Source organism: Methylobacterium sp. CM6257 (assembly GCF_054611515.1).
The window spans coordinates 5805741-5831805 of sequence record NZ_CM137735.1; the positions used below are offsets into that span (position 1 = coordinate 5805741).

Consider the following 26065-nt stretch of genomic DNA (forward strand, 5'->3'; position numbering starts at 1 on the left):
GCTTTGCCGGCGCCGCACCGCGCACGACCTGAGCAAGGGGCCCAGGGTCCCACCGCGGCCACCATCGGATCGGTGATGCAGGACAGTTTCGACGTTACGACGATCATCTTCCTCGCGCTGGCGGTCTTCGTGATCTGGCGTCTGCGCTCCGTCCTCGGCCAGAAGACCGGCGCGGAGCGCTCGCCGTTCAAGCCCGTCGACCGCAGCCGAACCGAGCCGCAGGCGCGCTCCGACGGGGACAATGTCGTCCGTCTGCCCGGCGCCGATCGGGTTCAGCCCGCGCCGTCCCCCGCCGCCGCGCCGCGCGACTGGCGGGGGATCGCCGATCCCGGATCCGAGGTCGCCCGCGGCCTCGAAGCGTGCGTCCAGGCGGAGCCCGGCTTCGATCCGCGCGCCTTCCTGGAGGGGGCGAAATCCGCCTACGAGACCATCATGATCGCCTTCGCCAAGGGCGACCGAAAGACCCTGCGCGGTCTCCTGTCGAAGGAGGTCGGGGAGGCCTTTGAGCGGGCGATCGCCGAACGCGAGCGCAACCGGCAGACCCTGGAGACCACTTTCGTCTCCATCGACAAGGCGGAAATCGTGGCCGTCGAGGTGCGCAACCGCGTGGCCCACATCACCGTGCGCTTCCTGTCCAACCTCATCACCGCCACCCGCAACGCGGAGGGCAAGGTGGTGGACGGCAGCGCCGAGACCGTGGTCGAGGTGCCCGACGTGTGGACCTTCTCCCGCACCCTGGGCTCGCGCGACCCGAACTGGCAGCTCGTGGCCACCGAGGCCGGCGCCTGACTTCGTGACAGCCTTGCCGTGCCGATCCTGCGTGCCTGGTCCGGACGAGCCCCGGCCGCCCTCCTCGCGACGGTCCTGGCCGGCACCGCAGCCGCGGGACCGGAGCCGGTCGGCGGCGCGGTTCTGACACCCGTCGCGTTCGAGGCGCTTCCGGGCTTCCCCGGACCCGACCCGACCGCCGCCCTCGACGCCTTCCGCCGGGTCTGTGCCGCCCCGGCCCCTACCCTTCCGCAGCCCGCGAGCGTAGCGGGTGATCCGGCGGCGCTGGCTGAGGCCTGCACGGCTGCCGCGGGGGACGTGCCGGATGCGGCCACCTTCTTCCGGGACCGATTCGCAGCCTTCCGGGTCGAGCGGCCGGGCGCGGAGCGCCCCGGCTTCCTCACCGGCTATTTCGAGCCGGAACTCACGGGCTCCCTGGAGGCCGGACCGGACTTCCCCACGCCGGTGCTCGCTCGCCCCGACGACCTCGTCTCCCTCGGTCCCGGCGAGACCCGCCCCGGTCTCGATCCGAGCCTGCGCGCTGCCCGAGCCACCGCGGACGGTTTCGCACCCTATCCCGCCCGCGCCGCGATTGAGGACGGGGCCCTCGGCGCCCATGCACGGCCGATCCTGTGGCTGCGCGATACGGTCGACCTGCTGGTCCTTCAGGTTCAAGGCTCCGGGCGCGTCCGCCTGCCCGACGGGCGCGCGGTCCGGGTCCTGTACGATGGGCGCAACGGGCAGCCCTACACGGCCGTGGCCAAGCTGATCGTGCAGGAGGGACACCTACCCCTCGAAGGTCTGACGCTCTCCCGCTGGACAGAGTGGCTGCGGGCGCATCCCGACATCGCCAGACGCCTGATCCGCGCCAACGCCTCCTACATCTTCTTCCGCCTCGCCGAGGTGGCGGATCCGGCGCTCGGTCCGCCGGGCGCCGCGAATGCGCCCCTCAGCCCAGGCCGCAGCCTCGCGGTGGACGCGGCTCTGTGGCGCTACGGGCTGCCGTTCTGGCTCGCGGGTCCGCTCCCGGGCGCGGCTCCGGGCGAAGCCGGTCGCCTCGTGATCGCCGCCGATACGGGATCGGCGATCGTCGGACCCGCCCGGGGCGACCTGTTCGTCGGGACCGGCGCGCAGGCCGGCGTCGCGGCGGGCAACCTCCGCGACGCGGTCGGCTTCGTGGTCCTGCTGCCCCAGCGCGCCGCGGCCCGGGAGAACGCGCCATGAGGGCGCCGCGCCGTGGGCGCCGCCTCACCGCCGGTGAGGCCCGGCTCTGGGACGCGATCGCCAAGCTGGTGACGCCGCTGCCCGGCCGCGCCCATCCGATTCCGGAAACCACCCCTGCCCCGGCGCCCCCCACCGCCACCATGCCGGCGCTGACCGCCCCGATCCTCAAGCCGAGCGCGCCGCCGGCTGCGAAGCGGCCGCGCGCGAAGCATTCGCCCAAGCCGCAGCCGGAGCCGCCGCGTCCGGCAACCGCCGCGCCGTACCAAGCCCCACCCCAGCGGCACGCCCCGAACACGGGGCTGGAGCGGACCGCCCAGGTGGGCCTGCGCCGTGGGCGGCTGGCGATCGAGGCGCGGATCGACCTGCATGGGATGATCCAGGCGGAGGCCCATGCCGCCCTCACGGGCTTCCTGCTGCGGGCACGGGCTGCCGGCCACGCCTATGTGTTGGTCGTGACCGGCAAGGGCGGACCGGGATATTCCGATGCCTTCGCCGAGCGCGGCGTGCTCCGCCGCAGCGTGCCGCACTGGCTGCGGGGGCCGGAGTTGCGCGGCATCGTCCTCGGCTTCGAGGAGGCCGCCCGCCACCATGGCGGCGCCGGCGCGCTCTACGTCCGTCTGCGGCGCCGCTAGACGGCTCGGAACCGTTTCGCAGCCTCGCGCGGCAAACCGCATCGGGCCCGCGCGGTTGCGGCCCTAGCCGATCGCGCCGATATCCGGAGCCGGCGCACGAGGCGCCCTGCAGACAAGCCGCGAGAGAGATGCCGGAACTTCCCGAGGTCGAGACGGTGCGGCGGGGGTTGGCGCCCGCCATGGTCGGCGCCCGGTTCAGCCGTGTGACCCTGCGCCGGGCCAACCTGCGCTTTCCGTTCCCGGAGCGATTCGCCGCCCGCCTGGAAGGCCGTACCGTGACGGGGTTGGCGCGCCGGGCGAAGTACCTCACGGCCGATCTCGACTCGGGCGAGACGCTGATCATGCATCTCGGCATGAGCGGCCGGTTCGACGTGGCGCTGCCCGACGGTAGCAACGTTTCGCCGGGCGACTTCTACCTCGAGGGCGCGCTGGGCGCGCCCAAGCACGACCATGTGGTCATGGCGATGAGCACGGGCGCCACCGTCACCTACAATGATGCCCGCCGCTTCGGTTTCATGGACCTCGTCCCCAGCCGGGACCTCGCCGCCTGCCGCCACTTCGCCAAGATGGGCATCGAGCCCCTCGACGGGCTGACGGGTGCGGTGATCGCGCAGCTCTTCCGCAACAAGGTTGCACCACTGAAGGCCGCGCTCCTGGACCAGCGCCTCATCGCGGGCCTGGGCAACATCTACGTCTGCGAAGCCCTCCACCGGGCCCGCCTGCACCCGGAGACGCCGGCCGGGAGCCTCGCCCGACCCGACGGCCGGCCGACGACAAAGGCCAACGCGCTGGCGAAGGCGATCGTGAAGGTTCTGGAGGAGGCCGTCGAGGCCGGCGGCTCGACACTGCGCGACTACGCCCATACGGACGGCAGCGCGGGCGCGTTCCAGCACGCCTTCCGGGTCTACGATCGGGTCGGCCTGCCCTGCAGCCGGCCGGGATGCGCTGGCGCGATCACCCGCATCGTGCAGGCCAACCGGTCCACCTTCTTCTGCACGGCCTGCCAGCCCCCGGGGTGACCGCGACAATCGCCGCCTCTCGCGCCGCGGAATGGCATTTTCGCCACAAACCCGGCTAGGGTCGCATTCCTCGACGTGCACACCCGGTTGCGGGCAGCCGATCCCGGCCCGCAGCGCGAGACGGGTCGCGCGGACCCAGACAGGATCCCGATGTTCTTCCGCCGTTCAAAGCCACCCGCGCCTGAGACCACCGCGCAGGATCCGACGGACGAGCCCGCCCTGCCGCAACGCCTCTCGCCGCGCTCGCCGGGCGAGGCGATCAAGCCGACCGTCGCCCCCCCGCCGCCGGAGAAGCCCGAGCGCGAGCGGAGCGGGCTCGTGGGCATCGTCAGCGGTGCTCTGACCTTCGCGGTGGTCATCGCCATCGCGGCGATGATCGGGATCACGCTGTTCCAGCGGCAGGTGCGCGAGCCGGGACCGCTCGCGGCCGACAAGGTCGTGGTGATCCCCACTCACAGCGGCACCGGCGAGATCGCCGAGGCCCTGAAGCGTGAAGGCGTGATCGACCATACCGGCCTGTTCGAGTTCGCCGCCCGCTTCGGCGGCCGGCCGCCGCTCCGGGCCGGCGAGTACATGTTCAAGGCGCATGCGAGCATCTCCGACGCGCTCGACACCATCGCCACCGGCCGGCAGGTGCAGCATGCCATCACGTTCCCGGAGGGCCTGACCTCCGAGCAGATCGTGAACCGGCTCAACGACAACGACGTGCTCACCGGCGAGATCAACGAGATCCCCGCGGAGGGCACGCTCCTGCCCGACACGTACAAATTCGAGCGCGGCGCCACCCGCCAGCAGATCGTCAACCTGATGAAGGCCAAGCAGCGCGAGGTCCTGAACCAGATCTGGCTCCGGCGCAGTGCCGACGTGCCGGTGCGGACCCCGGCCGAGATGGTCACCCTGGCCTCCATCGTCGAGAAGGAGACCGGCCGCGCTGACGAGCGACCGCGGGTGGCGGGCGTCTTCATCAACCGCCTCAACAAGCGTATGAAGCTGCAATCCGACCCGACGATCGTCTACGGGCTCGTGGGCGGCCGCGGGACCCTCGGCCGCGGCATCCTGCGCTCCGAGATCGACCGGCCGACGCCCTACAACACGTATGTGATCGAGGGCCTGCCGCCGGGCCCCATCGCCAATCCCGGCAAGGCCGCCCTGGAAGCGGTGGCCAATCCCTCCCGGACCAAGGATCTCTACTTCGTCGCGGACGGCAGCGGCGGCCATGCCTTCGCCGACTCGCTGGAGGCGCACCAGCGCAACGTCGCTCGCTGGCGCGCGGTGGAGAAGAGCCGCCAGACCTCGCCGGACGCCGTCGACAAGGTCGAGCCGGGCCCTGATCAGGCCACGCCGGGACGCGCCTCGGCTTATGCGCCGGGCGGCGCGCCCGCGGGTGGCGAGGTCAACACGAACGCGGCCTTCGCCCTCGACAGCGGCGCGCCGAGCTCGCGGGCCTTCGACGCCTCCGAGGGCACGCGGCTCGATCCGCTGAAGAACCGCAGCTACGATCTGGGCTCACCCAAGACCGTACCGGCGCTCAGCGCTCCGGCGCCGGCGCCGCGCGGCCGACGTTAGGTCCTTGCGATCACATGATGGTCTCGGAAAGCCGGGTTCCGCTTCCCCCCATCACGCTCTAGGCCGGGTCATCCTCTCCCGTGCCGGCGCGTCCGGGGCTCAGTTGATCATGCAGAAGCCGGCGCCGGTCCCGACGATCTTGCGGGATTGGCAGGCAGAGAGGTCCTCGCGCGCCGCGGCGGCCGATTGCGGCGCGCCCGGTTCATGGTTCCGAGGCGCCCGCACGACATCCGCCGGCCGGGGCCGGTCCCCGCTCGCCGGCCTCTCGGCCGCATGGGCCTGGAAAGCGTGCCCGTGCAGGATGAAGGCCGCGAGCCAGACGAAAGCCGGGATGCTGCGCGCGATTCGCATCATGGATCCCTCCCATTCACGCACGCATCCTGTCACGAAGCCCTGAAGGCACGCTTTCGAGGAGGCCGACAAATTGATCGACCTCTTCCCAGCGTGAAGATCCGTGCTACAGGCCCCGATCTTCACGAGGACGGGGGTCGGCATGGCCCAGATCGCGAGCATGACGGGCTTCGCCCGGACGGCGGGCACCACGGGGCCGGTGCAATGGGCCTGGGAGGTCCGCAGCGTCAACGGCCGCGGCCTCGACGTGCGCACCCGCGTTCCGGCCGGCTATGACGGCCTCGGCGAGACCGCCCGCACCGCCCTGCAGAAGACGCTGACCCGCGGCCAGTGCCAGCTGACCCTGACGCTCACCAAACCGGACGCGTCCACGCGGGTTCGGATCAACGAGACGCTGCTGGCGAGCCTCGCGCAGGCCGTGGCCCGGGTACCGGTCCCCGATGGCGTCGCGCCCGCCACCCTGGACGGGCTGCTCGGCGTACGCGGCGTGGTCGAGACCGAGGACGAGGCGGCGGATACTGAATCGCTTGCCCGCGACCTCGCCGAGGGCGTCGTCCAGCTGGTGGCGGACCTTGTCGAGGCCCGCCGCGCCGAGGGGCGGCAGCTGGAGGAGATCGTCACCGCGCAGGTCGCCCGGATCGCCGAGCTGACGCAGGCCGCGGAGGACAACCCGGCGCGCCGGCCCGAGGCGGTTCGGGCCCGGCTGGAAGCTGCCGTGGAAGCCCTGGGCGGCAGCGGCCTCGACCCGGACCGCCTGCACCAGGAAGCGATGCTGCTTGCCGCCAGGGCGGATGTGCGCGAGGAGCTGGATCGGCTTCGCGCCCACGTCACCAGTGCCCGCGAGCTGCTGGCGGCCGGCGGCGCGATCGGCCGGCGCCTCGATTTCCTGGCTCAGGAATTCGGCCGCGAGGCCAACACCCTGTGCGCCAAGGCCAACGACATCAGCCTGTCGCGGATCGGACTCGACCTGAAGGCCGTGGTCGAGCAGTTCCGCGAGCAGGTCCAGAACATCGAATGACCGACCGAATGGTGAGGGCACGGATGCGAAACGCCGCGGAGCCACGCGCATGACCGAACCGGCGGGGAGCGTCTCCGAAACCATCGCCCGGCGCGGGCTGATCCTGATCCTGTCCTCGCCCTCCGGGGCCGGCAAGACCACGCTGACGCGGGCGATCGCGCAGGATCCCGCCTGGGCGCTCGACCTGTCGATCTCCGTGACCACCCGGGCCCGCCGTCCGTCCGAGATCGATGGGCGGCACTACCATTTCATAGACCGCGAGGCCTTCGAGGACCTGCGCGCCCGCGACGACCTGCTCGAATGGGCCGAGGTCCACGGCAATTTCTACGGGACACCCCGCCGGCCGGTGGAGAAGGTGCTCGGGGCCGGCCGGGACATGATCTTCGACATCGACTACCAGGGCACCCGGCAGGTGCGGTCCAAGCTCCCCCAGGATGTCGTGACGGTCTTCATCCTGCCGCCCAGCATGGCCGAGCTGCGTCAGCGCCTGGAGCGCCGGGCAGAGGATTCCGCCGAGACGATCGAGAAGCGCCTCGCCAACGCCCGGACCGAGATCCAGCGCTGGGTCGAGTACGATTACGTCATCGTCAACGACGACCTGCAGAACGCCTTCAAGGCTCTTCAGGGGATCCTGGCGGCCGAGCGGCTCAAGCGCGCGCGCCGCACCGGGCTGGCGCAGTTCGTCGAAGGCCTGCTGGCGGAGGTCTCGTAGGATCGGCCCCCCTCCCTACCGGCGGGTCAGTACGACCCCGCCGACCAGGAGCCCGACGCCGAGAAGGCGCGGCAGGTCTACGGGCCGCTGCGCGAGGCCAAGCAGGCCGGCCTGATCGAACGCCACCGAGGCGAGCATCTGGCCCCGGTCACCAGGAGGGCGAAGAAGGTCGGGGCGCCGAGCTTCGGGACAAGTAAGATCGCAAGCCCGATGAAGAGCGTGCCGAAAAGGATGCCGCTCCAGGTCCACCACGGGATGCGCCCCGCCACGCTCGCCCCAGGCACCGGGTCGCGCAGGGCGGCAGCCAGGAGCGTCATGCAGCCGAGTCCGACGAAGCAGCTGGCAAATCCCGCCCAGCCGGCGATCTCAGCTGGCGGCCGTCTCGCCCTGTGCGGTGCAGAGCCACACCCGCAGCGCCGCGAAGGTCGTCACGGCCGCCGCGATGAGCGCGGCCTCCGCGGCGGGATCCTCCGCGAAGATTTCGAGCCGGGCCCGGAAGGCCGCCCACATCGCCCCCGCTCCGGCGCCGTGCGCCCGGTAATAGGCGAGCCCGTCGCCAGAGAAACCGTGCAGGCCGGCGATGTGCCGGCCGATCAGTTGACCGCCCAGCGTCGAGCCCTCCAGCACGTAGAGCGCCCCCGTCGCGGCGGCGGTCCCCTCCAGGGTCGGGGAAGCCGGTCGCGGGAGCGCCGCGATCGCCTCCTGAACAAGCCCGAGATGGTCGAGATCGGCGGCTAGGAGGGCGAGGCGGCGGCGCGGCCCGAGGAACGGCTCGTCGGCGAGACCCAGGCCGATCGCCGGCTCCCAGGCGGCGTGGAATCCGTAGAGCCGTTCCAGCAGCGCGCGGTAGCCAGGCAGCGTCGCCACCCGGGCGCGCCAGTCGAGGTCATCCTCGAGGGCGCGGTGCGCCGGGTCGGTCGCCGCACGCAGCCGGGCATGCAGGCTGCCGCGATCGCTGGTGGCGGAGGCCGTCACGCGGTGATCGTGAAGCAGGCGCCGGGATTGTTGGCGACGTCGAGCCGGGCGTCGATCTGATCGAGCATGGCCCGGATCAGCTTCATGCCCAGGCCCGAACCTTTGCCGCGGGCGCGGGCGTCGGCCCAGTCGTCGGGCAGGCCGGCGCCGTCGTCGCAGACCCGGAGCTGAATCTCGCCGGGGCCGGAGGCCGAGACGCTGACCTCCACGCGCCCGATGCCGCTCGGGTTCGCGGCGTACTTGAACGCGTTGGTGACGAGTTCCGTGGCGATGAGCGAGAGCGCCACCGCCTTGCGGTACGGCACCATCAGGCCGGCCTCCGCCGATAGGTCGACGGCGTGGCCCTCGCCCGCCAGACCCGCGAGGTCGTTACACAGGCTCTCGATCGTCTGGCCTAGATCGACCTCGTCGAAGCGCTCGGCCTGATACAGGCTGTCATGCACGCGCGCGACGCTCATCACCCGCGCCGAGGTATCGGCGAAGGCCTGCCGGGCCTCGCCGTCGGCGATCTGGCGGCGCTGCATCTGCAGGAAGGCCGAGACGATCTGCAGGGAGTTCTTGACCCGGTGGTCGATCTCCCGGGTGAGCAGGTCCTTCTGCTCGAGCAGGCGCTCCTTCTCGGCCAGCAGACTGGTCAGCTCGTCGATCTTACGGCGCTGGCGCAGCACCACGCCTTCCACGGCCTCGGCCAAGGAGCCGGCGAGCTGGACCTGCCACTCGGCCCAGGGGGTTGCGAAGCCGGTACGCTCCTCGACCCAGCGCTCGAAGGAACGGCGCGGCAACACGGCCACGGGGCCGCTGCCGGCCAGCACCGGCTTGCGCGGATCGCCGCCCCAGGTGACCGTGCTGGGCACCTCCGGGCGGAACCAGACCAGGAGGTTCTCGCGCGACTCGTCCACGAAGACCGCCAGAAGGCCGCTGGCGACCTCCCGGTACGGGGCGGCCTCCAGGTATTCGGTAGTGAAGCTGTCGCTGCTGTAGCCGGTCTCTCCGGTCGGGACCCGCTCCCGCAGCCAGCCCGCGATCGCCGAGACGGATTCGGGTGGGGGCGCCCGGCCGATGAGCGTCACGCGATCCCCCGAGACGATGCCGGCCCCGGTGGCGCTGAACAGATCGAGGAGGGTCCTGGCGCCGCCGGTCAGGGCCGCCACGAAGTCGTCGGAGCGGGTCAGGCCGCGTACAAGGCGCCCCTCGACGTCGAGATGCGCCTGCCGTTCGGCCCAGAGACGGCGCGACTCGATCTCCTGCACCCGCATGGCGAAGGCATCGGTGAGCACGGCGGCGGCGGAGCGGGTCTCCGGCGTGACGTAGTGCGGGCGGCGATGATGGCCGATCATCAAGCCCCAGAGCCGGCCCTCGACCATGATGGAGATCGACATCGAGCCGTTCACGCCGAGATTGCGCTGGTACTCGAGGTGGATCGGCGACAGCGTCCGGTGCTGGGCGAAGGTCAGGTCGATCGGCCCGTTGCCGGCGCCCGGCGCGGCCACCAGACCCACCGGAACGCTGTCGCGATCGATCACGAAGCGGCTCTTCGCCTTGGTGTAGAGGGCCCGCGCCTGAGCGGGGATGTCGGAGGCGGGAAAGCGCAGGCCGAGCAGGCTGCGCGACCAGTCGGGGACCTTGTCCTCGGCCACCGCCTCGCCGTTCCAGTCCGCGTCGAACCGATAGACCAGCACCGCCTCGAACCCGGTGAGCGCGCGGATCTCCAGGGCAGCGATCCGTGCGGCATCGGCCAGGGTCTCGGCCTCGCGCAGCCGTCCCACGGCCAGTTCCGTGTCGACCTGGCTCGCGGTGGGGAAATCTTCGGCCGAGTCGGGCTCCAGTTCCAACTCGACGATGAGACGGCCGCCATGGGCATGCGCGACGGCGAAGTAGGTCGCGCCGCGGCCCAGGAGGATCAGCCGGCGCCGAATGGAGCGGCCGTCGTCCAGCGTCCCGGCCGCGAGGCGGGCCCGGATGGCATCGACGAAATCCGCCGGCAGCACGTCGGCGAGAGGCCGGCCCGCCAGCGGCGGCTCGACCGGATCGACGATCTCGGACACGTTGGCCGAGTAGGCGAGGACGCGCAGCGTGCCGGCATCGGCGGCGAGCATCACGGCATTGGGCTGGATCGAGCCCGGGATGTGGATCGGCTCGCGCTCGCAGAGACTGGCATCCACCGGCTCCGCGCGGATCCGCCGCCCGATCGCCGCCATCACGGCCTCGCGCGACAGACCGGCCCCCAGGCTCTCCACCGGATCGATCGTCAGCCACGTGACCGGACGGCCGTCCGCCATCTGCCCGTTCCGCATGCGGACCCTGGCCCGCAGCGGCTGCGGCAGCCGGCCGAACACGTGATCGAAGCTCTCGTCCAGCCCGCCGCGGCGGCCGCCCGCGAGGAACCGGCCCCTGAAGCCAGGCACGTTGGTCCCCGGCATCACGTCGCGGAAGTAGTCGCGCCCCAGCACCGCTTCGCGCGAGAGCCCGGAGATCGCGCTCGCCCCCTCGCTGAACGCCACGACGGTGCCGGACGCATCGAGCCCGATGATGCTCTGGTCCAGGCGATCCAGCGCCTCGGGCGCGAGCCCGTCGAGATCGACGCCGCGGGCGGAGTCTTTGCTCGGCGGCATCAGGAATGAAACCGGCTCATTGCGACGGGTATGGCGGGGAGATCGATCAAGCGCAATGCGTGCGGTTGTGACAGGATGAAGATCGAGACAGTGTCTGTTTTATTTCGGTCACAGCGCTCCCAAGTCCTTCCTCAACCGTGGGATGATATTTGGGTCGGTCCTCTACATCCTGTACGGGCAGCCCCTCGGCAATTGCATAGGTCAACTCATGCGCGAGGTGCTCCACGGCTGGGCCGAGCATCTCGCCACCGAGCAGGCGGCCGGTTCGATCGGCCCAGATCCGGATGCCACCCCAGTTCCGGCCCTCGATCCGGGCGCGGCCCTGGTCGGAGAAATTCATCGCGCCGATGACGCGGTCGGCATCCGGATCGTAGGGTGCCCCGATCACCGCAGCCTGGGGATGGGTGAACACCATCGCGAGGCTCGTCCACGGCGCGGGCGCCTCGACCGGACGGCCTGCGGCCAGGGCGGCCGCATTGGCGCCGGCGATCCTGCCTTGGCGGCTCGCCTCGTGCAGCACCGGCCGCCAGGCATCGGCGTCGCCAGCGATCAGAATCGGCGCGCCCGCGCAGACGAGGCTGCGGGGATCGAATTCCGGCACGCCGCTCTCGCCGATGGATAAGCCCGCCGCCTCGAGCCCGATCCCGTCGAGGTTCGGCGACCGGCCGGTGGCGGCGAGCACCCGGGCCGCTCGCGTAACGTGCGCGGCACCGTGCCGGTCGGTCCACGCGAGGCGCACGCCGTCGCCGTCCGGCGTGGCGGCCTGAACGTGGGCACCGAGATGCAGATCCAGCTCCGCGCCGAAGATCTCCGCGGCCTGCCGGGCGAGATCCGGCTCGGATAGCCCGGCGACGGTGTCGCCCGCATCGATCGCCGTGACGGCGACGCCGAGCCGCGCCATGGCCTGGGCGATCTCGATCCCGACCGCACCGGCCCCGAGAACCACCAGCGTATCCGGCAGGTCGGGGATCTCGAACAGGGTATCGGTGGTCAGGACGCGCGCGCCGAGCCCCTGCAGGGGCTCCGGCACGATCGGGCTGGAGCCGGTGGCAATGACGGCGGCGCGGAACCGGACCCGTGTGTGATCGTCGATTGCGAGGGTCCGGCCGTCCTCGAAACGCGCGCTGCCCGCGAGCCGGGCACTGTCGGGCCATTCTTCGAGCCCCGCGAAGACGCCGGCGACGAACCGGTCGCGCTCGGTGCGGAGTCGTCCCAGCACCGCAGGCCCATCCACCGCGACGCCGGAGACCCGGATGCCGAACAGGCCGGCGCTGCGTGCCCCATGGGCAGCAGCGGCGGCCGCCATGAGCAGCTTGGAGGGCATGCAACCCACCCGCGCGCAGGTGGTGCCGCCGGGACCGCGCTCGATCAGCACGCAATGCGCACCGGCGGCCGCCGCGGCGCGGTGCGCGGCGATGCCGGCCGTCCCGGCACCGATCACTGCCACGTCGTAGTCGAGCTCGCGCATCATCGCCCCGGACCGTCTGCCGGGGCCAAAGTCTCACCGCTCAGGTTCGTTCCACCTGCGCGCTCGCGCCTCAGGCCGGCCCGGACCGGCCGGAACCCCGCACGTGCCGCGATGGGCCGTCCGGGGCGCCGGGCTCACACGCTGCGGCCGGGCGCAGTGCCGCCGAGGTGGAACACGCGGTGGGGGACCAACTCGCCGCGCTCCACGTCACCGACAGCGACGAGGATGCCGGCGCAGGTGGCGAAGGCCTTGCCCTCCACGGGGGCATCGCGGCCCCGGAGGATCACCGGCTGTCCGCGCATCAGGCGCAGGCCCAGGTCACGGGAAACCGCGACCTCCGGGATTGCATCGAGGGCAGTCTCCACCGGACGCAGATGCGCAAGGGCAGCCTCGGGGCTCCCTTCGGTGAGGGCGGCGACCGAGCAGGCCTCACTCTCGGAGAACGGCCCGACGCGGGTCCGGCGCAGGGACGAGACGTGGCCGTAGCAGCCGAGGGCCCGGCCGAGGTCGCGCGCCAGGGCGCGGACGTAGGTCCCCTTGCCGCACTCGGCCTCGATCACAGTATGCTCGCCGTCATGCTCGACCACGGCGAGCCGGTCGATCTGCACCGGCCGGGCGACCAGCTCCACGGTCTCGCCCTCGCGGGCGAGGTCGTAGGCGCGCTCGCCCTGGATCTTGATGGCCGAGTAGCGCGGGGGCACCTGCTCGATCGCTCCCACGAAGGCCGGCAGCGCTGCCTCGACCGCCGCCCGGTCCGGCCGGGCGTCGCTGGTGGCGACGGGGCGCCCCTCGGCATCGTCGGTGTCGGTCTCGACGCCCCACTGCACGGTGAAGCGGTAGGCCTTGCGGCCGTCCATGACGAAGGGGACGGTCTTGGTCGCCTCGCCCAGGGCGATCGGCAGGATGCCGGAGGCCAGCGGATCGAGTGTGCCGGCATGGCCGGCCTTCTTGGCGTTGAAGGCGCGCTTCACCACCGCGACCGCGTGGGTGGAGGTCATGCCGACATGCTTGTCGAGGATCACCCAGCCCGACACGTCCCGGCGCTTGGGCCGATCGGGACGCGGGCCGCGCTGCGGGCGGCGCCCCTCAGGACCCCGGCGCTCGCCGGCCGGGCCGGGAGCCGGACGCTCCGCCTGCGGATAGTCTTCGATGGAAACCGTCATGTCCTCGTGTCCCCCGGGGTCGTGCCCCGTCCCTTTCTGTTCGTTGTCGGGGATCAATGCCCCGATCCGGTCTCCGGTTCGTCGCCGCCCCGCAGGTCGCCATCCCGGTCCTGGCCGAGGTCGCGCTGCACGCGCTCGTCCCGCAGCAGCCTGTCGATCCGCGCCGCCTCGTCGAAGGTCTCGTCGCGACGGAAGCGCAGCTCGGGCGCGAATTTCAGGTTCACGCGCCGCGCCACCTCCTGGCGCAGCACCTTGCGGTGCCGTTCCAGGGCGGCGATCACCGGCGCCTCGTCGAGGCCGCCGAGCGGCATGACGTAGGCGGTGGCGAGCTTCAGGTCCGGCGACATCCGCACCTCAGGCACGGTCACGACATGCGTGCCGAGCACCGGATCCTGGATGTCGCCGCGCTGGAGCACCTCGGCCAGCGCGTGCCGCACGAGTTCGGCCACGCGCTGCTGGCGCTGCGAGGGGCCGGTGGAAGTCGGTTTCTGGGCCATTCTGTCTCGGGCCGGCGCCCCGGGGCGGCCGGCTCACGTCCTGAAAAAAGAAAAGACGGCCGCGGCGGGTGCCGCGACCGCCCTGTCCGGACGGGTCCGAACTCTCAGAGCGTGCGGCGGATCTCTTCGACCCGGTAGCACTCGATCACGTCGCCCGCGCGCATGTTCTCGAAGTTCTCGAAGGCCATGCCGCACTCCTGGCCGGAGGTGACTTCCTTCGCGTCGTCCTTGAAGCGCTTGAGCGTCTTGAGCTTGCCTTCGTGGATCACGACGCTGTCGCGGATCAGGCGGACATGGGCGCCGCGCTCCACGATACCGTCGGTGACACGGCAACCGGCGACCTTGCCGACCTTCGAGACCTCGAAGACCTCCTGCACGGTGGCCTCGCCGAGGCGCTCCTCGCGCAGGGTCGGCGGCAGCATCCCCGACAGCGTGGCTTTGATGTCGTCCACGAGGTCGTAGATGATGTTGTAGTACCGGATCTCGATGCCGGCCCGCTCGGCAGCCTCGCGGGCCTCCTTGTGGGCGCGCACGTTGAAGCCGATCACCACGGCCTTCGAGGCCTGCGCCAGGGTGATGTCTGACTCGGTGATGCCGCCGACGCCCGACAGGAGGATGCGGGCCCCGACCTCGTCGTTGCCGAGCTTCTCGAGCGCACCCGAGATGGCCTCGACCGAACCCTGCACGTCGCCCTTGACGACGATCGGCAGCTCCTTGCGGCCGGCGCCTTCCTTGAGGTCGCGCATCATGTCGACGAGCGAGCGGTTGGCACCGCCGGTCCGGGCCGCGAGGCGCTCGCGCTTCACGCGGGCACGATACTCGGTGACTTCGCGGGCACGGGCCTCGTTGGGCACCACGATGACCCGGTCGCCGGCATCGGGCGTGCCGTTGAAGCCCAGCACCTCGACGGGCACCGACGGCCCGGCGTACTGCACGTTCTCGCCGAGGTCGTCGATCAGGGCGCGCACGCGGCCCCATTCGGCGCCCGCGACGACGATGTCGCCGGTGAACAGGGTGCCGCGCTGGACCAGGACCGTCGCTACGGGGCCACGACCGCGATCGAGCTTGGCCTCGATGACCGTACCCTCGCCGTCGCGCTTCTCGTTGGCGCGCAGGTTCATGATTTCGGCCTGGATCTGGATGCCCTCCAGAAGCTCCGGCAGGCCGGTGCCGGTCTTGGCCGAGACCTCGAACTCGAGGGTCTCGCCGCCCATCGACTCCACCTGGATGTCGTGCTGGAGCAGCTCGGTGCGGACCCGCTGCGGGTTCGCGTCCGGCTTATCCATCTTGTTGATCGCGATGATCATCGGGACGCCGGCCGCCTTGGCGTGCTGGATCGCCTCGATGGTCTGGGGCATGACGCCGTCATCGGCCGCCACCACGATCACCACGATGTCGGTCACCTTGGCGCCGCGGGCGCGCATCGACGTGAAGGCCGCGTGGCCGGGGGTGTCGATGAAGGTGATCATGTCCCCGGACGGGGCCGCGACCTGATAGGCGCCGATGTGCTGGGTGATGCCGCCGGCCTCGCCCTCCACGACGTTCGCCTTGCGGAGCGCGTCGAGCAGCGACGTCTTGCCGTGATCGACGTGGCCCATGATCGTGACCACCGGCGGACGGGGATCGAGATCCTCCTCCAGATCCGGCTCGTCGGAGGACAGGCCCTCCTCGACGTCGGACTCGGCGACGCGGCGCACAGTGTGGCCGAGCTCCTCGGCGATGAGCTGCGCGGTGTCCGAGTCGATCACGTCGGTGATCTTGTGGATCTGGCCCTGCTTCATCAGCAGACGGATCACGTCCACGGCCCGCTCCGACATGCGGTTGGCGAGTTCCTGGATGGTGATCGTCTCGGGGATCGTCACCTCGCGGGACAGCTTCTCCTTCTGCTCCACCTGCCGGTGGCCGCTCATGCGCTGCTGGCGGCGGCGGAACGAGGCGACCGAGCGCGTGCGCTCCTCCTCACCCGCTGTGGCGTTGGCGATGGTCAGGCGGCCACGGTTGCGATCACCGCCCGGCGACTTCGGGGTCTTGGGCGGGGTGATGATCTTGAGCGGCATGCCCGGACGGCGGATCACCCGCTTCGTCTCGGACTCGTCGTCGTTGGTCTGGGCACCGCGGCCGGCGGGGCGCGCCGTGGCGGCCGCCCCGGCGGGACGCGCGGCGGTGGCCGGCGTGGCGCTCTTCTCGGGCTCGGGCGCCGGGGCCGGACGGGCCATGAAGTTCAGGTCGCGCGGCTTGCGCGAGTCGGCCGTGATCGTGCGGCGCGGCTCGCCCGTGGAGGGTCGCGGCGTCAGCGGTGGGCGCGGCGCGGGTGCAGCCGGAGCCGCCGCGCCGGGCGCCGGACGCGCGGCCGCAGGACGGGCAGACTCGGGCTGCCGCGCGGGAGCGGCGGCCGGCCGGGCCGGCGCCGCGGCAGCGGCCGGACGAGCGGGCGCGGGAGTCGCAGCAGGCTGAGGTGCCGGAGCCGGACGCGCCGGGGCCGCAGCGGGCGCCGCGGCGGCCGAAGCCTCGGCCGCCTTCGCGGCTTCCGCGGCGGCAGCGGCGGCAGCGGCAGCCTTGCGCTCCTCCTCCTCGCGGCGGCGAGCCTCGGCGGCCTCGCGCTCGCGGCGGGCCTGTTCCTCGGCTTCCCGGCGGCGCGCCTCGGCCTCGGCCTCGGCCTTGCGGCGGGCCTCGGCCTCGCGGCGCTGTGCGTCGGCGAGGGCGGCGGCGCGGGCGGCGCTCTCCTGCTCGCTCAGCGTGCGCAGAACCACACCCGATGCGGCCCTCTGGGCCGGACGCGGCGCCGCCGGAGCGGTCGCAGCAGGTGCCGGGCGCGGCGCTGGCGCAGGCTCACGGGCGGGAGCGGCCGGCGCCGCGCCGATGACGCGGCGCTTCACCGTCTCGACCACGACCTGCTTGGAGCGGCCATGGGAGAAGCTCTGACGCACGGTGCCCGCCTCGATCGGCCGCTTGAGGGAGAGCGGCTTCGGGGAAGTCCGGTTCAGAGTCTTGTCGCCCGGGTTGTTCGTATCGCTCATTCAGCCTGAACCCTGAGGGTTTCCATCGTCCCGTGAACCGACGCCCGGTGGCGCCGGCCAAATTCGTCCTGGTGCGTCGTCAACGTGAGGCTTGGTCGATCCGGCCGATTCGGGCTAGATCGGGCTCCTCGGTCGCCGCGGCGGCGCTCTCGAAGGAGCGTAGCCGACGCCAACGCGACAGGCAGCCGGCGGCTCCGGCTCCTGCGACGAGCGCAGCATGTATCACATGATCCCGACCTAAGGCCATGTCCAATTCATCCTCGGACAGGTCGTCGATGATCGGTATCCTTGACATGGCCTCACCGTGACGCCGGTGCAAGGCTGACGCGATCTTCCGCCGCCCGTCCGGACTCGCCTCAGCAGCATGGATCACCGCGATGGCGCCGGGCTGGCCGCCGATGGCCGCTTCAACCTTCGAGAAGCCCGCGACGATGCAGCCCGCCTTGTTGGCCAGCGCGATCGCCTGCCGCAGGTCGTCCCGGAGCGCCGCGGCGATCCGGTCCGGGAGGTCGGGGGCGGCCGGGGCCGGCCCCTTGAAGGCCCGCGAGAACAGGTTCTTGCGCACGGCGGTGGCGATGGCCTCGCGCCGGGCGCTGACCCAGGCGCCGCGGCCGGGGAGCTTGGCGCGCAGATCGGGCACGACGCTGCCGTCCGGCCCGCGCACGAACCGGATCATCCCGTCCGGCGCCTGGGCGACGCGCGTGACGATGCAGGTCCGCTCGGGCAAGCGGCGGCCGGGGCCGGCATCGAGCCCCCCGGCTTCCAGCCCGTCCTCGGGCAGGGTCGTCTCGACCGCGACCATCGCGCCTCCGCCGCCGGCTCTCGACTCAGGCCTCGGCCTGGGCGGGGGCGGTCTCCTCGCCTTCGGCAGCCCCTTCGGCGCCCTCCTCGACCTCCGGCTCCGGCAGGGCCTCGATCCAGCCCGCCTTCAAGCGCGCGGCCATGATCAGGGCCTCGGCCTCGGCGCGGGACAGGTCGAACCCGTCGAGGTAACCGGCATGGCGCACGGCGTCGGGGCCGCGTCCCTCCGTATAGCCGACGAGGTCGTCCGTCGCGCAGCCGGCGAGGTCCTCGACCGTCTTCACGTCGTTCTCGCCGAGCGCCACCATCATGGGCGTGGTGATGCCCTCGATCTCGCGCAGCTCGTCGGAGACGCCGAGCTCGGTGCGGCGGGCGTCGTGGGCCTGCTCGATCCGGGCGAGGTGGTCCTGGGCGCGGGCCTGGATCTCGGCGCCGGTCTCCTCGTCGAGCCCCTGGATGCCGGACAGCTCCTGCAGGTCGACGTAGGCGATTTCCTCGACGTTGCGGAAGCCTTCGGCCGCGAGCAGCTGGCCCACGGTCTCGTCGACGTCCAGCGCCTCCATGAACACCTGGGTCCGCTCGGCGAACTCCTTCTGGCGGCGCTCCGATTCTTCAGCCTCGGTGAGGATGTCGATGTCCCAGCCGGTGAGCTGCGAGGCGAGGCGGACGTTCTGGCCGCGGCGGCCGATGGCCAGCGACAGCTGATCGTCGGGCACCACCACCTCGATGCGGTCGGCCTCCTCGTCGAGCACCACCTTCACCACCTCGGCGGGCTGGAGGGCGTTGACGATGAAGGTCGCCTCATCCTCCGACCACGGGATGATGTCGATCTTCTCGCCCTGGAGCTCGCCGACCACCGCCTGTACGCGCGAGCCGCGCATGCCGACGCAGGCGCCGACCGGGTCGATGCTGCCGTCGCGGGAGATCACCGCGATCTTGGCGCGGGAGCCGGGGTCGCGGGCGACCGCCTTCACCTCGACGATGCCGTCATAGATCTCGGGCACTTCCTGGCCGAACAGCTTGGCCATGAATTGCGGGTGCGAGCGCGACAGGAAGATCTGCGGCCCGCGGACCTCCGAGCGCACGTCGAACAGGTAGGAGCGGATGCGGTCGCCCGGCCGGAAGGTCTCGCGCGGGATCATCTCGTCCCGGCGCACGATGCCCTCGCCGCGGCCGAGATCCACGATGACGTTGCCGTACTCGACCCGCTTCACGATGCCGTTGAGGATCTCGCCGATGCGGTCCTTGTACTCGTCGTACTGGCGGGCGCGCTCGGCGTCGCGCACCTTCTGGACGATGACCTGCTTGGCCGACTGCGCGGCCACGCGGCCGAAGTCGAAGGGCGGCAGGGTATCGGAGATCACGTCGCCGACCAGGGCGCCGGGGTTGTAGCGGCGAGCCTGCTCCAGGGTGATCTCGCGGGCGTCGTTCTCCACCTGATCGACGACCAGGAGGTGACGCGAGAGGCGCAGAGCGCCGGTCTTCGGGTCGATCTCGGCGTGAACGTCCGTCTCGGCGCCGTAGCGGGAGCGCGCGGCCTTGGCGATGGCCTCCTCCATCGCGTCGATGACGATGGAGCGGTCGATCACCTTCTCGCGGGCAACCGCGTCGGCAATCTGGAGGAGTTCGAGCCTGTTGGCGCTGACGACGGCCATCGGTTTCGGTCCTTCTCTTCCGTCAAAGCTTCGTGCCGACCGCGCGGCGGCCGGCGATGTGGTCTCAATGCAGCGAGTCGCGGTCCTTGAGCCGGGACGCCTTGGTCACGACCGGCTTCCTGGGACCTGTCCTGGCCGGCGTCTGGGGCTTGGCCGCGGGGCTGGCCTTCTTGGGGCCCTTCGGGCGGAACGGGCTGCGCGCCGGCGGCGCCGCGCCCTCCTCGGAGAGCTCTTCGTTCTCGGCCTCGTCGGCCTCGTCCCCGGCGGGCGGACCGCCGCGGCGGAGCGACTCGCGGATCAGCTCGTCGGTGAGGACGAGATGGGCCTCGGCAAGGTCCTTGAGCGGCAGGTCGATGCGGCTCGGCAGCCCCTCCTTCACGTCGGGCAAATCGATCGGGACGGTCATCCTGCCCAGATCGGGCGCGCCGAGGATGCCGCGGAAGCGCTTGCGCCCGTCGAGCGGCGGGCTCAGCTCGATCTTGGCCTCGTAGCCCTCCCAGCGGGCGAAGTCCGAAACCCGCACCAGCGGCCGGTCGATCCCCGGCGAGGAAACCTCCAAATTGTAGGCGCCCCCCACCGGATCGTCCACGTCGAGGATCGGCGAGATCGCCCGGCTCACCGCCTCGCAATCGTCGATGGTGAAGGTGCCGTCCGGCCGCTCCGCCATGATCTGCACGGTGCAGCCGTTGATGTTGGACATCTTCACCCGGACCAGCCGGAAGCCGAGGCCCGCGAGGGGCCCCTCGATCACCTGCGCGACGCGCGCGGCGACACCGGCCTCTCGGACGAGGCGCTTTTCGGACAGATCCGCTTCGATCTCGGAGGACATGGACGGTAAGCGCGCAACCTTCGCGGCGTTCTGCGTGGCCCGCCCGCGGCGTGCGGCCTTGTGCGGCGAAAGACTGGTGCGGCGAAAAAAAAGAGCGGACCCGGTGGGGCCCACTCCCGAACCGCAGCCCTTCGACTGCCATCAGAACTGTTGAACGTCAGATAGCCGCGGATCGTGGGAAGTTCAAGACCGTTTCATCCGGTGAGGCGTGCGATCGTCACTCGCCGGTGATACCCCGGCGCCCATGCTGACCGGCCTCCTCGCACTCACGATCGCGGCGCTGTTCACAGGAGCGGCCCTCTACATCAACCTCGTCGAGCAGCCGGCCCGCCTGGCCCTGGATGACCGCGCACTGCTGACGGAGTGGAAGCCGGCCTACAAGCGCGGCTTCGCGCTTCAGGCGCCCCTTGCCGTGATCGGCTTCCTGCTCGGGACTGCGGCGTGGTCGACGAGCGGCCGCGCCGGCTTCCTGGCCGGCGCGGTGCTCATGCTGGCGAACTGGCCCTGGACGATCCTGGCGATCCTGCCGACGAACCGGATCCTGATGGCGACCGCACCGGATGCGGCGGACGCCACCACTCGCGCCCGGGTGAGGCGGTGGAACGTCCTCCACGCGGTGCGGTCGGCGCTCGGCGCCCTGGCGGGCGCGTGCTTCCTATGGGCGCTCGCCTGACGGCGCTCAGGCCGTGCCGCTGCGTGGCACCCGCCCCTCCAGCGGATAGGCCGGATCGTTGTAGCCCGGCGTGGTCGGGTGGCCGGCCGCCACGAACCCGTCCACCAGCGCCTCGTCCTCCGGGGTGAAGGCGTAGTCGAGGGCGCCGAGGTACTCCTGCCACTGCGCCTCGGTGCGCGGCCCGGCGATGACGCCGGTGACGAGGTGGTTGTTCAGTACCCAGGCGGTGGCGAACTGGCCCGCCGTGATGCCCCGTGCCTCAGCGTGCTCCTTGAGGGTCCGGGCGATGCGCAGGGATTCGGGCCGCCACTCGGTCTGCATCATCCGGGTGTCCTGGCGGCCGGCGCGGGACTCGGCCGGCGGCGGGGCGGCCGGATCGTACTTGCCGGTGAGCACGCCGCGGGCGAGCGGCGAGTAGGGTACGACACCGAGGCCGTAATGCGCGCAGGCCGGCAGGTGCTCGGTCTCGGGCATGCGGTTGAAGGCGTTGTAGTAGGGCTGGCTCACCACAGGCCGGTCGATGCCGAGTTCGTCGCAGAGCCGGCAGATCTCGGCGACGCGCCAGGACCGGTGGTTCGAGACGCCGAAATGACGGATCTTGCCCGCCCGCACGAGGTCGGCCATCGCCCGCACGGTCTCGGCCAGCGGCGTGTCGTGGTCCTCCTTGTGAAGGTAGTAGATGTCGATGAAGTCGGTGCCGAGGCGGCGCAGGCTGTCCTCGGCGGCCTTCATCACGTGGACGCGCGAGAGGCCACGGTCGTTGACGCCGGGGCCCGTCGGGTTGGCGACCTTGGTGGCCAGGATCCAGGCGTGCCGGTCGGCCTTGATGGCGCGGCCGGTGATCTCCTCCGAGCGGCCGTCCGTGTAGACGTTGGCCGTGTCGATGAAATTGATCCCCGCCTCCCGGGCACTGCCGACGATGCGGCCCGCCGTGGCCTCGTCGGTGGGGCCGCCGAACATCATCGTGCCGAGGCAGATCGGCGAGACCTTGAGGCCGGAGCGGCCGAGATTGCGGTACTGCATGGGATCCTTCCGGTGTCCGTCGCCTCGCTATCTCGCCGCGGGACGGCCGAGGTCAACCACCACGTGTAACCGGGCCGGGGCCGCGGCGAACCGACCCGTGCCGGCACCGACGCCCCAGGGCGGTCGTTCTTGCCGGGAGCAAACCGCCGCCGTCACACGCGAGAGCGCCCTGTTCGAGACCCATGACAGATAGCCTGGCCGTTCCCCTTCCCTGGCTCGACCGGGCCGGACGCCTCTCATGGCTGAAACTCGCGGTGTTCCTGGCCTGCGTCGCCCCGGCCCTGTACCTCGCGGGCGCCTACCGGCTCGATGCGCTGGGTGCCAAGCCCATCACGGCGCTGATCCACGCCACAGGCGACTGGGCGGTGCGCTTCCTGCTCCTGTCGCTCGCGATCTCGCCGCTCCGCCGCATCGCTGACTGGCCGAAGGTCATCGTCGTCCGGCGCATGCTCGGCGTCACCGTGATGGCCTACGCGGTGGCCCATCTCACCCTCTATGCGGTCGACCAGAACCTGATCCTCACCAAGGTGGCCTCGGAGATCGCTCTGCGGTTCTACCTGACCATCGGCTTCGTGGCGCTGATCGGGCTGATCACCTTGGGGCTGACCTCGACCGACGCGGCGATCCGCAACATGGGGCCGAACTGGCACCGGCTGCACCGGCTCGTCTACACGATCGCCGTGCTGGCGTTCGCCCACTACTTCCTGCAGTCGAAGATCGACGTCACCGATCCGGTATTCTGGACCGGGCTGTTCCTGCTGCTGATGGGATGGCGGGTGATGCGGCGCTTCAAGTGGCCGGAGCGGCCGTGGTCGCTCCTGCTCCTCGCGGTCCTCGCCGGGCTCGCGACAGCGGGGCTGGAGGCAGCCTGGTACGGGCTCGCCAGCGGCGTCCCGGCCAACCTCGTGCTCGCCGCCAACCTCGACTTCTCCGGACCGATCCGGCCGGCCTGGTGGGTCCTGGCGATCGGTCTGTCCCTGCCCGCCATCGCGTCCGTGCGCGGCGCGGGGAGCCGCGCTGGTGGCCGCTCGCCCCTGAAGCCGCCGGCCGGCGCACCGCGTCGAGCCTCCGCCCGGGAGCCCTTGTCGCCGCCGGCCTGATGCCGCAGAACCCGCCGCGGCCCCCGCCATCGGCGGTTCCGGGCCGCAGCGGAGCTCCCCGAGACGGACATGCGCGGCACGCTTCTCCTCATCGCGGGCTTGCTCGCACCGACGGTCGTCCTTGCGGCCCCGCCCACTCCCTCGTCCGCCCCGGCCGCGAAACCCGCAGCCAAGGCGGCTCCGGCCGCCCCACCCCCGAGCCCGGCGGTCGCGACCTGCACGCCGCCGGAGGCACCACCAACCTCGGCTCGCCCGACGAAGCCCACCCTGCCGGAGAAGCCCGCCTGCCTCGACGCCAAGGGCGGGTGCCCCGGATGGGAGGCCTACAGCTACAATGACGCGATCAAGGCCTATAACCTGCAGGCGCAGGCCTTCCGGCCGATCGCCGAGGCCTACGTCCAGAAGCTCAACGCCTACGTGAAGGCGAGCGCGGACTACGCGCAGTGCGAAATCAACGCCATGCAGAAGTGAGCCGGCTGAACGGTAGCCGACAAGGCAGCAGGGTGAGGGTTCAGTCGGGCCGGCGCAGTCTCTGCTGAGGATGGCCGCGATCCCCGCGCGCCAGCTCAAGCCGAGGCCGAATCTTGCCCTCCCCTCGCTTCCTTGCGCGTGCCGGTTTCTGCATCCTGCTCCTCGCCGCCGGCCCGGCGCGCGCCGCCGATTTCGACGGCCCCTATCGGCCGCCGGGCCACGGCTATGGCGGGCCGGTCCAGGACGATGAGCCGGAGCACCGGCCGCCGCCACCGCAGCCTGAACCGGAGTTCCCCCGGCCCCACTTCACGGCAGCTCCGCCTGAGGCCTGCCGGGAATTCTTCCGGCGCCGGTTCGATCCGGACGGCGCGCCGGTGCTGCGCCGGGTTCGAATCTGCGACGAGCCGGCCCTCGACCGCGGGCCGCCCCCGCCGCCGGAGGACATCCCGCCCCACCGCTGGGGCGGGCCCCGCTGGTAAGGGCGCGGCTCAGATGCGGGCCGGCGCCTTCTTGAGAGCGGCTGCGAAGGCCTTGAGCTGGCGGTTCAGATCCGCCAGCTCGTTCAGCGCGATGGTTTTGTGACCGTCGCGGACCGCGCGCTCGATATCCTCGACCTGCGAGGCGACGAGGCGACGGATGGCGGCGGCAACTTGTTGTCGGGTCATCGATTCGAGCGTCTCGTTCGGGCGTCCGGCGGGCCTCAACGGACGGCCGGGAGCGGCCGTCAACACGCTTCGGTGATAGGCCGGTAGGCTTAACCGTTGGTGTCCGCGCCCTGCACACTGCACAGGGATCCAGGGCCCTCGCCCCTACCGGCGCGCCCGCATCTCGGCGCGCCGCATCGGCATCGCGTCGATGGTGGCGAAGAGTTTCTGGGGCGCGACCGGCTCCTCTGCGTCGAGCTTGGCGCCTCCGTCCTTCCCGACCAGCACGGCCCGGAAACTCCCCGCCGGCAGGCCGAGCTGCGCGCGCAGGGCCCGCGCGTCCGGGCCGGTGCCGACTGCCTCCAGCACAACGAGGTCGCGCTCGGCCAGGCCGGGGCGGACCGCCCTCAGGGCGGCCCGCTGCGCCTTGAGGTGCGCGTCCGCGACATCGGGCGCCGACAGCACCAGCACCCGGGCGCGATCCCGATAGGCGTCGAGCGGGCCAGCGGACGAAGGCCCCGCCGCCAGGACCGCAAATCCGAGACTGAGTGCCGTCATCCGCATGCAGCCTTCCCCTGCTCCAGAGACGACCAACGCACGATCGTCCCTGGAGATCACGGCCGCGCCTTTGCCGCTGCCGTCCGGCGCCCCAGATCGGGGGCGACAGCCAGCATCCGGGAGTCCGCCATGACCGTCATGAACCGCCGCATCGTCCTGGCCTCGCGTCCGCACGGCGAGCCGCGCCCCGAGAACTTCCGCCTGGAGGAGGTGCCGGTGCCGCAGCCCGGCCCCGGACAGGTCCTCCTGCGCACCCGCTGGCTGTCCCTCGACCCGTATATGCGCGGCCGGATGAGCGACGCGAAATCCTACGCGGCGCCCGTGGAAATCGGCGCGCCGATCACCGCCGAGACGGTCGGCGAGGTCGTCGCCTCGAACCACCCGGACCACGCCGTCGGTGACCTGCTCACGGCCTTCGCCGGCTGGCAGGAGTACTTCGTCACGGACGGGAAGGGCTCCCGCAAGGTCGATCCCTCCGCCGCTCCGCCCTCGACGGCACTGGGCGTACTCGGCATGCCCGGCATGACCGCCTATACCGGCCTCCTCAACATCGGCCAGCCGAAGCCCGGCGAGACCGTCGTGGTGGCGGCCGCGGCCGGCCCCGTAGGCTCGCTGGTCGGGCAGATCGCCAAGCTGAAAGGCGCCCGCGCCGTCGGGATCGCGGGGGGCCCGGACAAGTGCCGCTACCTCACCGAGGAGCTCGGCTTCGACGCCGCCGTGGACCATCGCGGCGCCGACCTGCCGGAGGCGCTCGCCGCGGCCTGCCCGAAGGGCATCGACGTCTATTTCGAGAATGTCGGCGGCGCGGTCTTCGCCGCCGTGATGCCGCTCCTGAACCCCTTCGCGCGGATCCCGGTCTGCGGCCTCGTCTCGGCCTACAATGCCACCGAGGTCCCGCCCGGGCCCGACCGCCTGCCCGGGCTGATGCGCTCGGTCCTGACCAACCGGCTGCACATCCAGGGTTTCATCGTCTGGGACTTCGCCGATCAGGCGGCGACCTTCCGGAAGGAGGTCGGCGGCTGGATCCAGGAGGGCCGGGTCCGCTACCGCGAGGACGTGGTCGAGGGCCTGGAGAACGCGCCTGAAGCCTTCATCGGCCTGTTGAAGGGCCGGAATTTCGGCAAGCTGGTCGTGCGCGTGTCCTGAGGGCAGCTTGCCGCCGTTCTGGAACGGATATAGAACAAACGGACCCGGCGGCGCTGCGGAAAGCGGGCACAAGCTCGCCCCGCAGGTTGCCGCTCCGGAGGCCCGGGCGCATGGTTCGCGCGCCGCCGGGCAGATGCCCTGTG

The 26065-nt window shown here is 71.6% G+C and carries 25 protein-coding genes and 1 pseudogene; 12 read left to right on the top strand and 14 right to left on the bottom strand.

From position 1 onward, the window contains the following. The first annotated feature begins 75 nt into the window (after nt 1-75). From ACYCO6_RS28265 to mltG, 5 genes are all read left to right on the top strand, one after another. Nucleotides 76-789, top strand: coding sequence for a Tim44/TimA family putative adaptor protein (locus ACYCO6_RS28265; RefSeq protein ID WP_459765527.1), 714 nt, complete (start codon nt 76-78; stop codon nt 787-789). A gap of 18 nt (nt 790-807) precedes the next feature. Then, complete coding sequence (mltA, locus tag ACYCO6_RS28270; RefSeq protein WP_459765529.1) at nt 808-1992, top strand: murein transglycosylase A; 1185 nt, start codon at nt 808-810, stop codon at nt 1990-1992. Next, nucleotides 1989-2624, top strand: coding sequence for a Smr/MutS family protein (locus ACYCO6_RS28275; protein ID WP_459765531.1), 636 nt, complete (start codon nt 1989-1991; stop codon nt 2622-2624). Before mltA ends, ACYCO6_RS28275 begins: the two co-directional genes overlap by 4 nt. 128 nt (nt 2625-2752) lie before the next feature. After that, nucleotides 2753-3643, top strand: coding sequence for a bifunctional DNA-formamidopyrimidine glycosylase/DNA-(apurinic or apyrimidinic site) lyase (gene mutM / locus ACYCO6_RS28280; RefSeq protein WP_459765533.1), 891 nt, complete (start codon nt 2753-2755; stop codon nt 3641-3643). Nucleotides 3644-3793: 150 nt separating this feature from the next. Then, nucleotides 3794-5209 carry an endolytic transglycosylase MltG gene (gene mltG / locus ACYCO6_RS28285; protein WP_459765535.1) on the top strand — a complete coding sequence of 472 codons (1416 nt, stop codon included), beginning with the start codon at nt 3794-3796 and terminating at the stop codon, nt 5207-5209. A gap of 99 nt (nt 5210-5308) precedes the next feature. On the opposite strand, the gene ACYCO6_RS28290 is transcribed toward mltG, so the two are convergent. Next, nucleotides 5309-5563 (bottom strand): hypothetical protein, encoded by a 255-nt coding sequence (locus ACYCO6_RS28290; RefSeq protein ID WP_459765537.1) that lies wholly within the window; start codon nt 5561-5563, stop codon nt 5309-5311. A 139-nt stretch (nt 5564-5702) separates the two neighbouring features. On the opposite strand from ACYCO6_RS28290, the gene ACYCO6_RS28295 reads away from it, so the two are divergent. Then, nucleotides 5703-6578 (top strand): YicC/YloC family endoribonuclease, encoded by an 876-nt coding sequence (locus ACYCO6_RS28295; protein ID WP_459765539.1) that lies wholly within the window; start codon nt 5703-5705, stop codon nt 6576-6578. A gap of 49 nt (nt 6579-6627) precedes the next feature. Continuing rightward, nucleotides 6628-7290 carry a guanylate kinase gene (gene gmk / locus ACYCO6_RS28300; RefSeq protein WP_459765541.1) on the top strand — a complete coding sequence of 221 codons (663 nt, stop codon included), beginning with the start codon at nt 6628-6630 and terminating at the stop codon, nt 7288-7290. 15 nt (nt 7291-7305) lie between these two features. On the opposite strand, the pseudogene ACYCO6_RS28305 reads toward gmk, so the two are convergent. From ACYCO6_RS28305 to rimP, 10 genes and pseudogenes are all read right to left on the bottom strand, one after another. Beyond that, a pseudogene (locus ACYCO6_RS28305) lies at nt 7306-7655 on the bottom strand (DMT family transporter). A 1-nt stretch (nt 7656) separates the two neighbouring features. Then, nucleotides 7657-8265, bottom strand: a complete 609-nt coding sequence (locus ACYCO6_RS28310; protein WP_459765543.1) for a biliverdin-producing heme oxygenase — start codon at nt 8263-8265, stop codon at nt 7657-7659. Continuing rightward, entirely contained in the window at nt 8262-10877 is a 2616-nt protein-coding gene (locus ACYCO6_RS28315) for a histidine kinase dimerization/phosphoacceptor domain -containing protein (RefSeq protein ID WP_459765545.1), read from the bottom strand. Before ACYCO6_RS28315 ends, ACYCO6_RS28310 begins: the two co-directional genes overlap by 4 nt. A 46-nt stretch (nt 10878-10923) precedes the next feature. After that, nucleotides 10924-12345, bottom strand: coding sequence for a dihydrolipoyl dehydrogenase (locus ACYCO6_RS28320; RefSeq protein ID WP_459773768.1), 1422 nt, complete (start codon nt 12343-12345; stop codon nt 10924-10926). A gap of 134 nt (nt 12346-12479) precedes the next feature. Then, complete coding sequence (gene truB, locus ACYCO6_RS28325; protein WP_459765547.1) at nt 12480-13508, bottom strand: tRNA pseudouridine(55) synthase TruB; 1029 nt, start codon at nt 13506-13508, stop codon at nt 12480-12482. A gap of 53 nt (nt 13509-13561) precedes the next feature. Then, nucleotides 13562-14005, bottom strand: coding sequence for a 30S ribosome-binding factor RbfA (gene rbfA, locus ACYCO6_RS28330; RefSeq protein ID WP_459765549.1), 444 nt, complete (start codon nt 14003-14005; stop codon nt 13562-13564). A 104-nt stretch (nt 14006-14109) separates the two neighbouring features. Continuing rightward, entirely contained in the window at nt 14110-17022 is a 2913-nt protein-coding gene (gene infB / locus ACYCO6_RS28335) for a translation initiation factor IF-2 (protein ID WP_459765551.1), read from the bottom strand. A 79-nt stretch (nt 17023-17101) separates the two neighbouring features. Further along, complete coding sequence (locus ACYCO6_RS28340) at nt 17102-17824, bottom strand: RNA-binding protein (protein ID WP_459765553.1); 723 nt, start codon at nt 17822-17824, stop codon at nt 17102-17104. A gap of 25 nt (nt 17825-17849) precedes the next feature. Further along, a complete protein-coding gene (nusA, locus tag ACYCO6_RS28345) occupies nt 17850-19478 on the bottom strand; it encodes a transcription termination factor NusA (RefSeq protein ID WP_459765555.1) in 1629 nt (542 codons plus the stop codon). Nucleotides 19479-19542: 64 nt separating this feature from the next. Then, complete coding sequence (gene rimP, locus ACYCO6_RS28350) at nt 19543-20307, bottom strand: ribosome maturation factor RimP (RefSeq protein ID WP_459765557.1); 765 nt, start codon at nt 20305-20307, stop codon at nt 19543-19545. A 244-nt stretch (nt 20308-20551) separates the two neighbouring features. Here rimP and ACYCO6_RS28355 point away from each other — a divergent pair, with 244 nt between their 5' ends. Further along, entirely contained in the window at nt 20552-20980 is a 429-nt protein-coding gene (locus ACYCO6_RS28355) for a DUF1772 domain-containing protein (protein ID WP_459765559.1), read from the top strand. Between the two features lie 6 nt (nt 20981-20986). Here ACYCO6_RS28355 and ACYCO6_RS28360 read toward each other — a convergent pair whose 3' ends face one another. After that, the gene (locus ACYCO6_RS28360) at nt 20987-22003 is read right to left on the bottom strand and encodes an aldo/keto reductase (protein WP_459765561.1); all 1017 of its coding nucleotides are present in this window, start codon (nt 22001-22003) and stop codon (nt 20987-20989) included. Nucleotides 22004-22185: 182 nt separating this feature from the next. Between ACYCO6_RS28360 and ACYCO6_RS28365 the strand changes: the two genes are divergently transcribed. The 3 genes from ACYCO6_RS28365 (at nt 22186) to ACYCO6_RS28375 (ending at nt 24053) form a co-directional block, all read left to right on the top strand. After that, nucleotides 22186-23103 (top strand): protein-methionine-sulfoxide reductase heme-binding subunit MsrQ, encoded by a 918-nt coding sequence (locus ACYCO6_RS28365; protein WP_459765563.1) that lies wholly within the window; start codon nt 22186-22188, stop codon nt 23101-23103. A gap of 69 nt (nt 23104-23172) precedes the next feature. Continuing rightward, on the top strand, nt 23173-23574 hold the full coding sequence (locus ACYCO6_RS28370; RefSeq protein ID WP_459765565.1) for a hypothetical protein: 402 nt from the start codon (nt 23173-23175) through the stop codon (nt 23572-23574). Nucleotides 23575-23687: 113 nt separating this feature from the next. Then, on the top strand, nt 23688-24053 hold the full coding sequence (locus ACYCO6_RS28375; protein WP_459765567.1) for a hypothetical protein: 366 nt from the start codon (nt 23688-23690) through the stop codon (nt 24051-24053). Between the two features lie 9 nt (nt 24054-24062). On the opposite strand, the gene ACYCO6_RS28380 is transcribed toward ACYCO6_RS28375, so the two are convergent. Both ACYCO6_RS28380 and ACYCO6_RS28385 read right to left on the bottom strand, forming a co-directional pair. Next, nucleotides 24063-24239 (bottom strand): hypothetical protein, encoded by a 177-nt coding sequence (locus tag ACYCO6_RS28380; protein WP_459765569.1) that lies wholly within the window; start codon nt 24237-24239, stop codon nt 24063-24065. Nucleotides 24240-24383: 144 nt separating this feature from the next. Further along, on the bottom strand, nt 24384-24782 hold the full coding sequence (locus ACYCO6_RS28385) for a DUF4174 domain-containing protein (RefSeq protein WP_459765571.1): 399 nt from the start codon (nt 24780-24782) through the stop codon (nt 24384-24386). 123 nt (nt 24783-24905) lie between these two features. On the opposite strand from ACYCO6_RS28385, the gene ACYCO6_RS28390 reads away from it, so the two are divergent. Beyond that, nucleotides 24906-25922 (top strand): NADP-dependent oxidoreductase, encoded by a 1017-nt coding sequence (locus ACYCO6_RS28390; RefSeq protein ID WP_459765573.1) that lies wholly within the window; start codon nt 24906-24908, stop codon nt 25920-25922. The last annotated feature ends 143 nt before the right edge of the window (nt 25923-26065 follow it).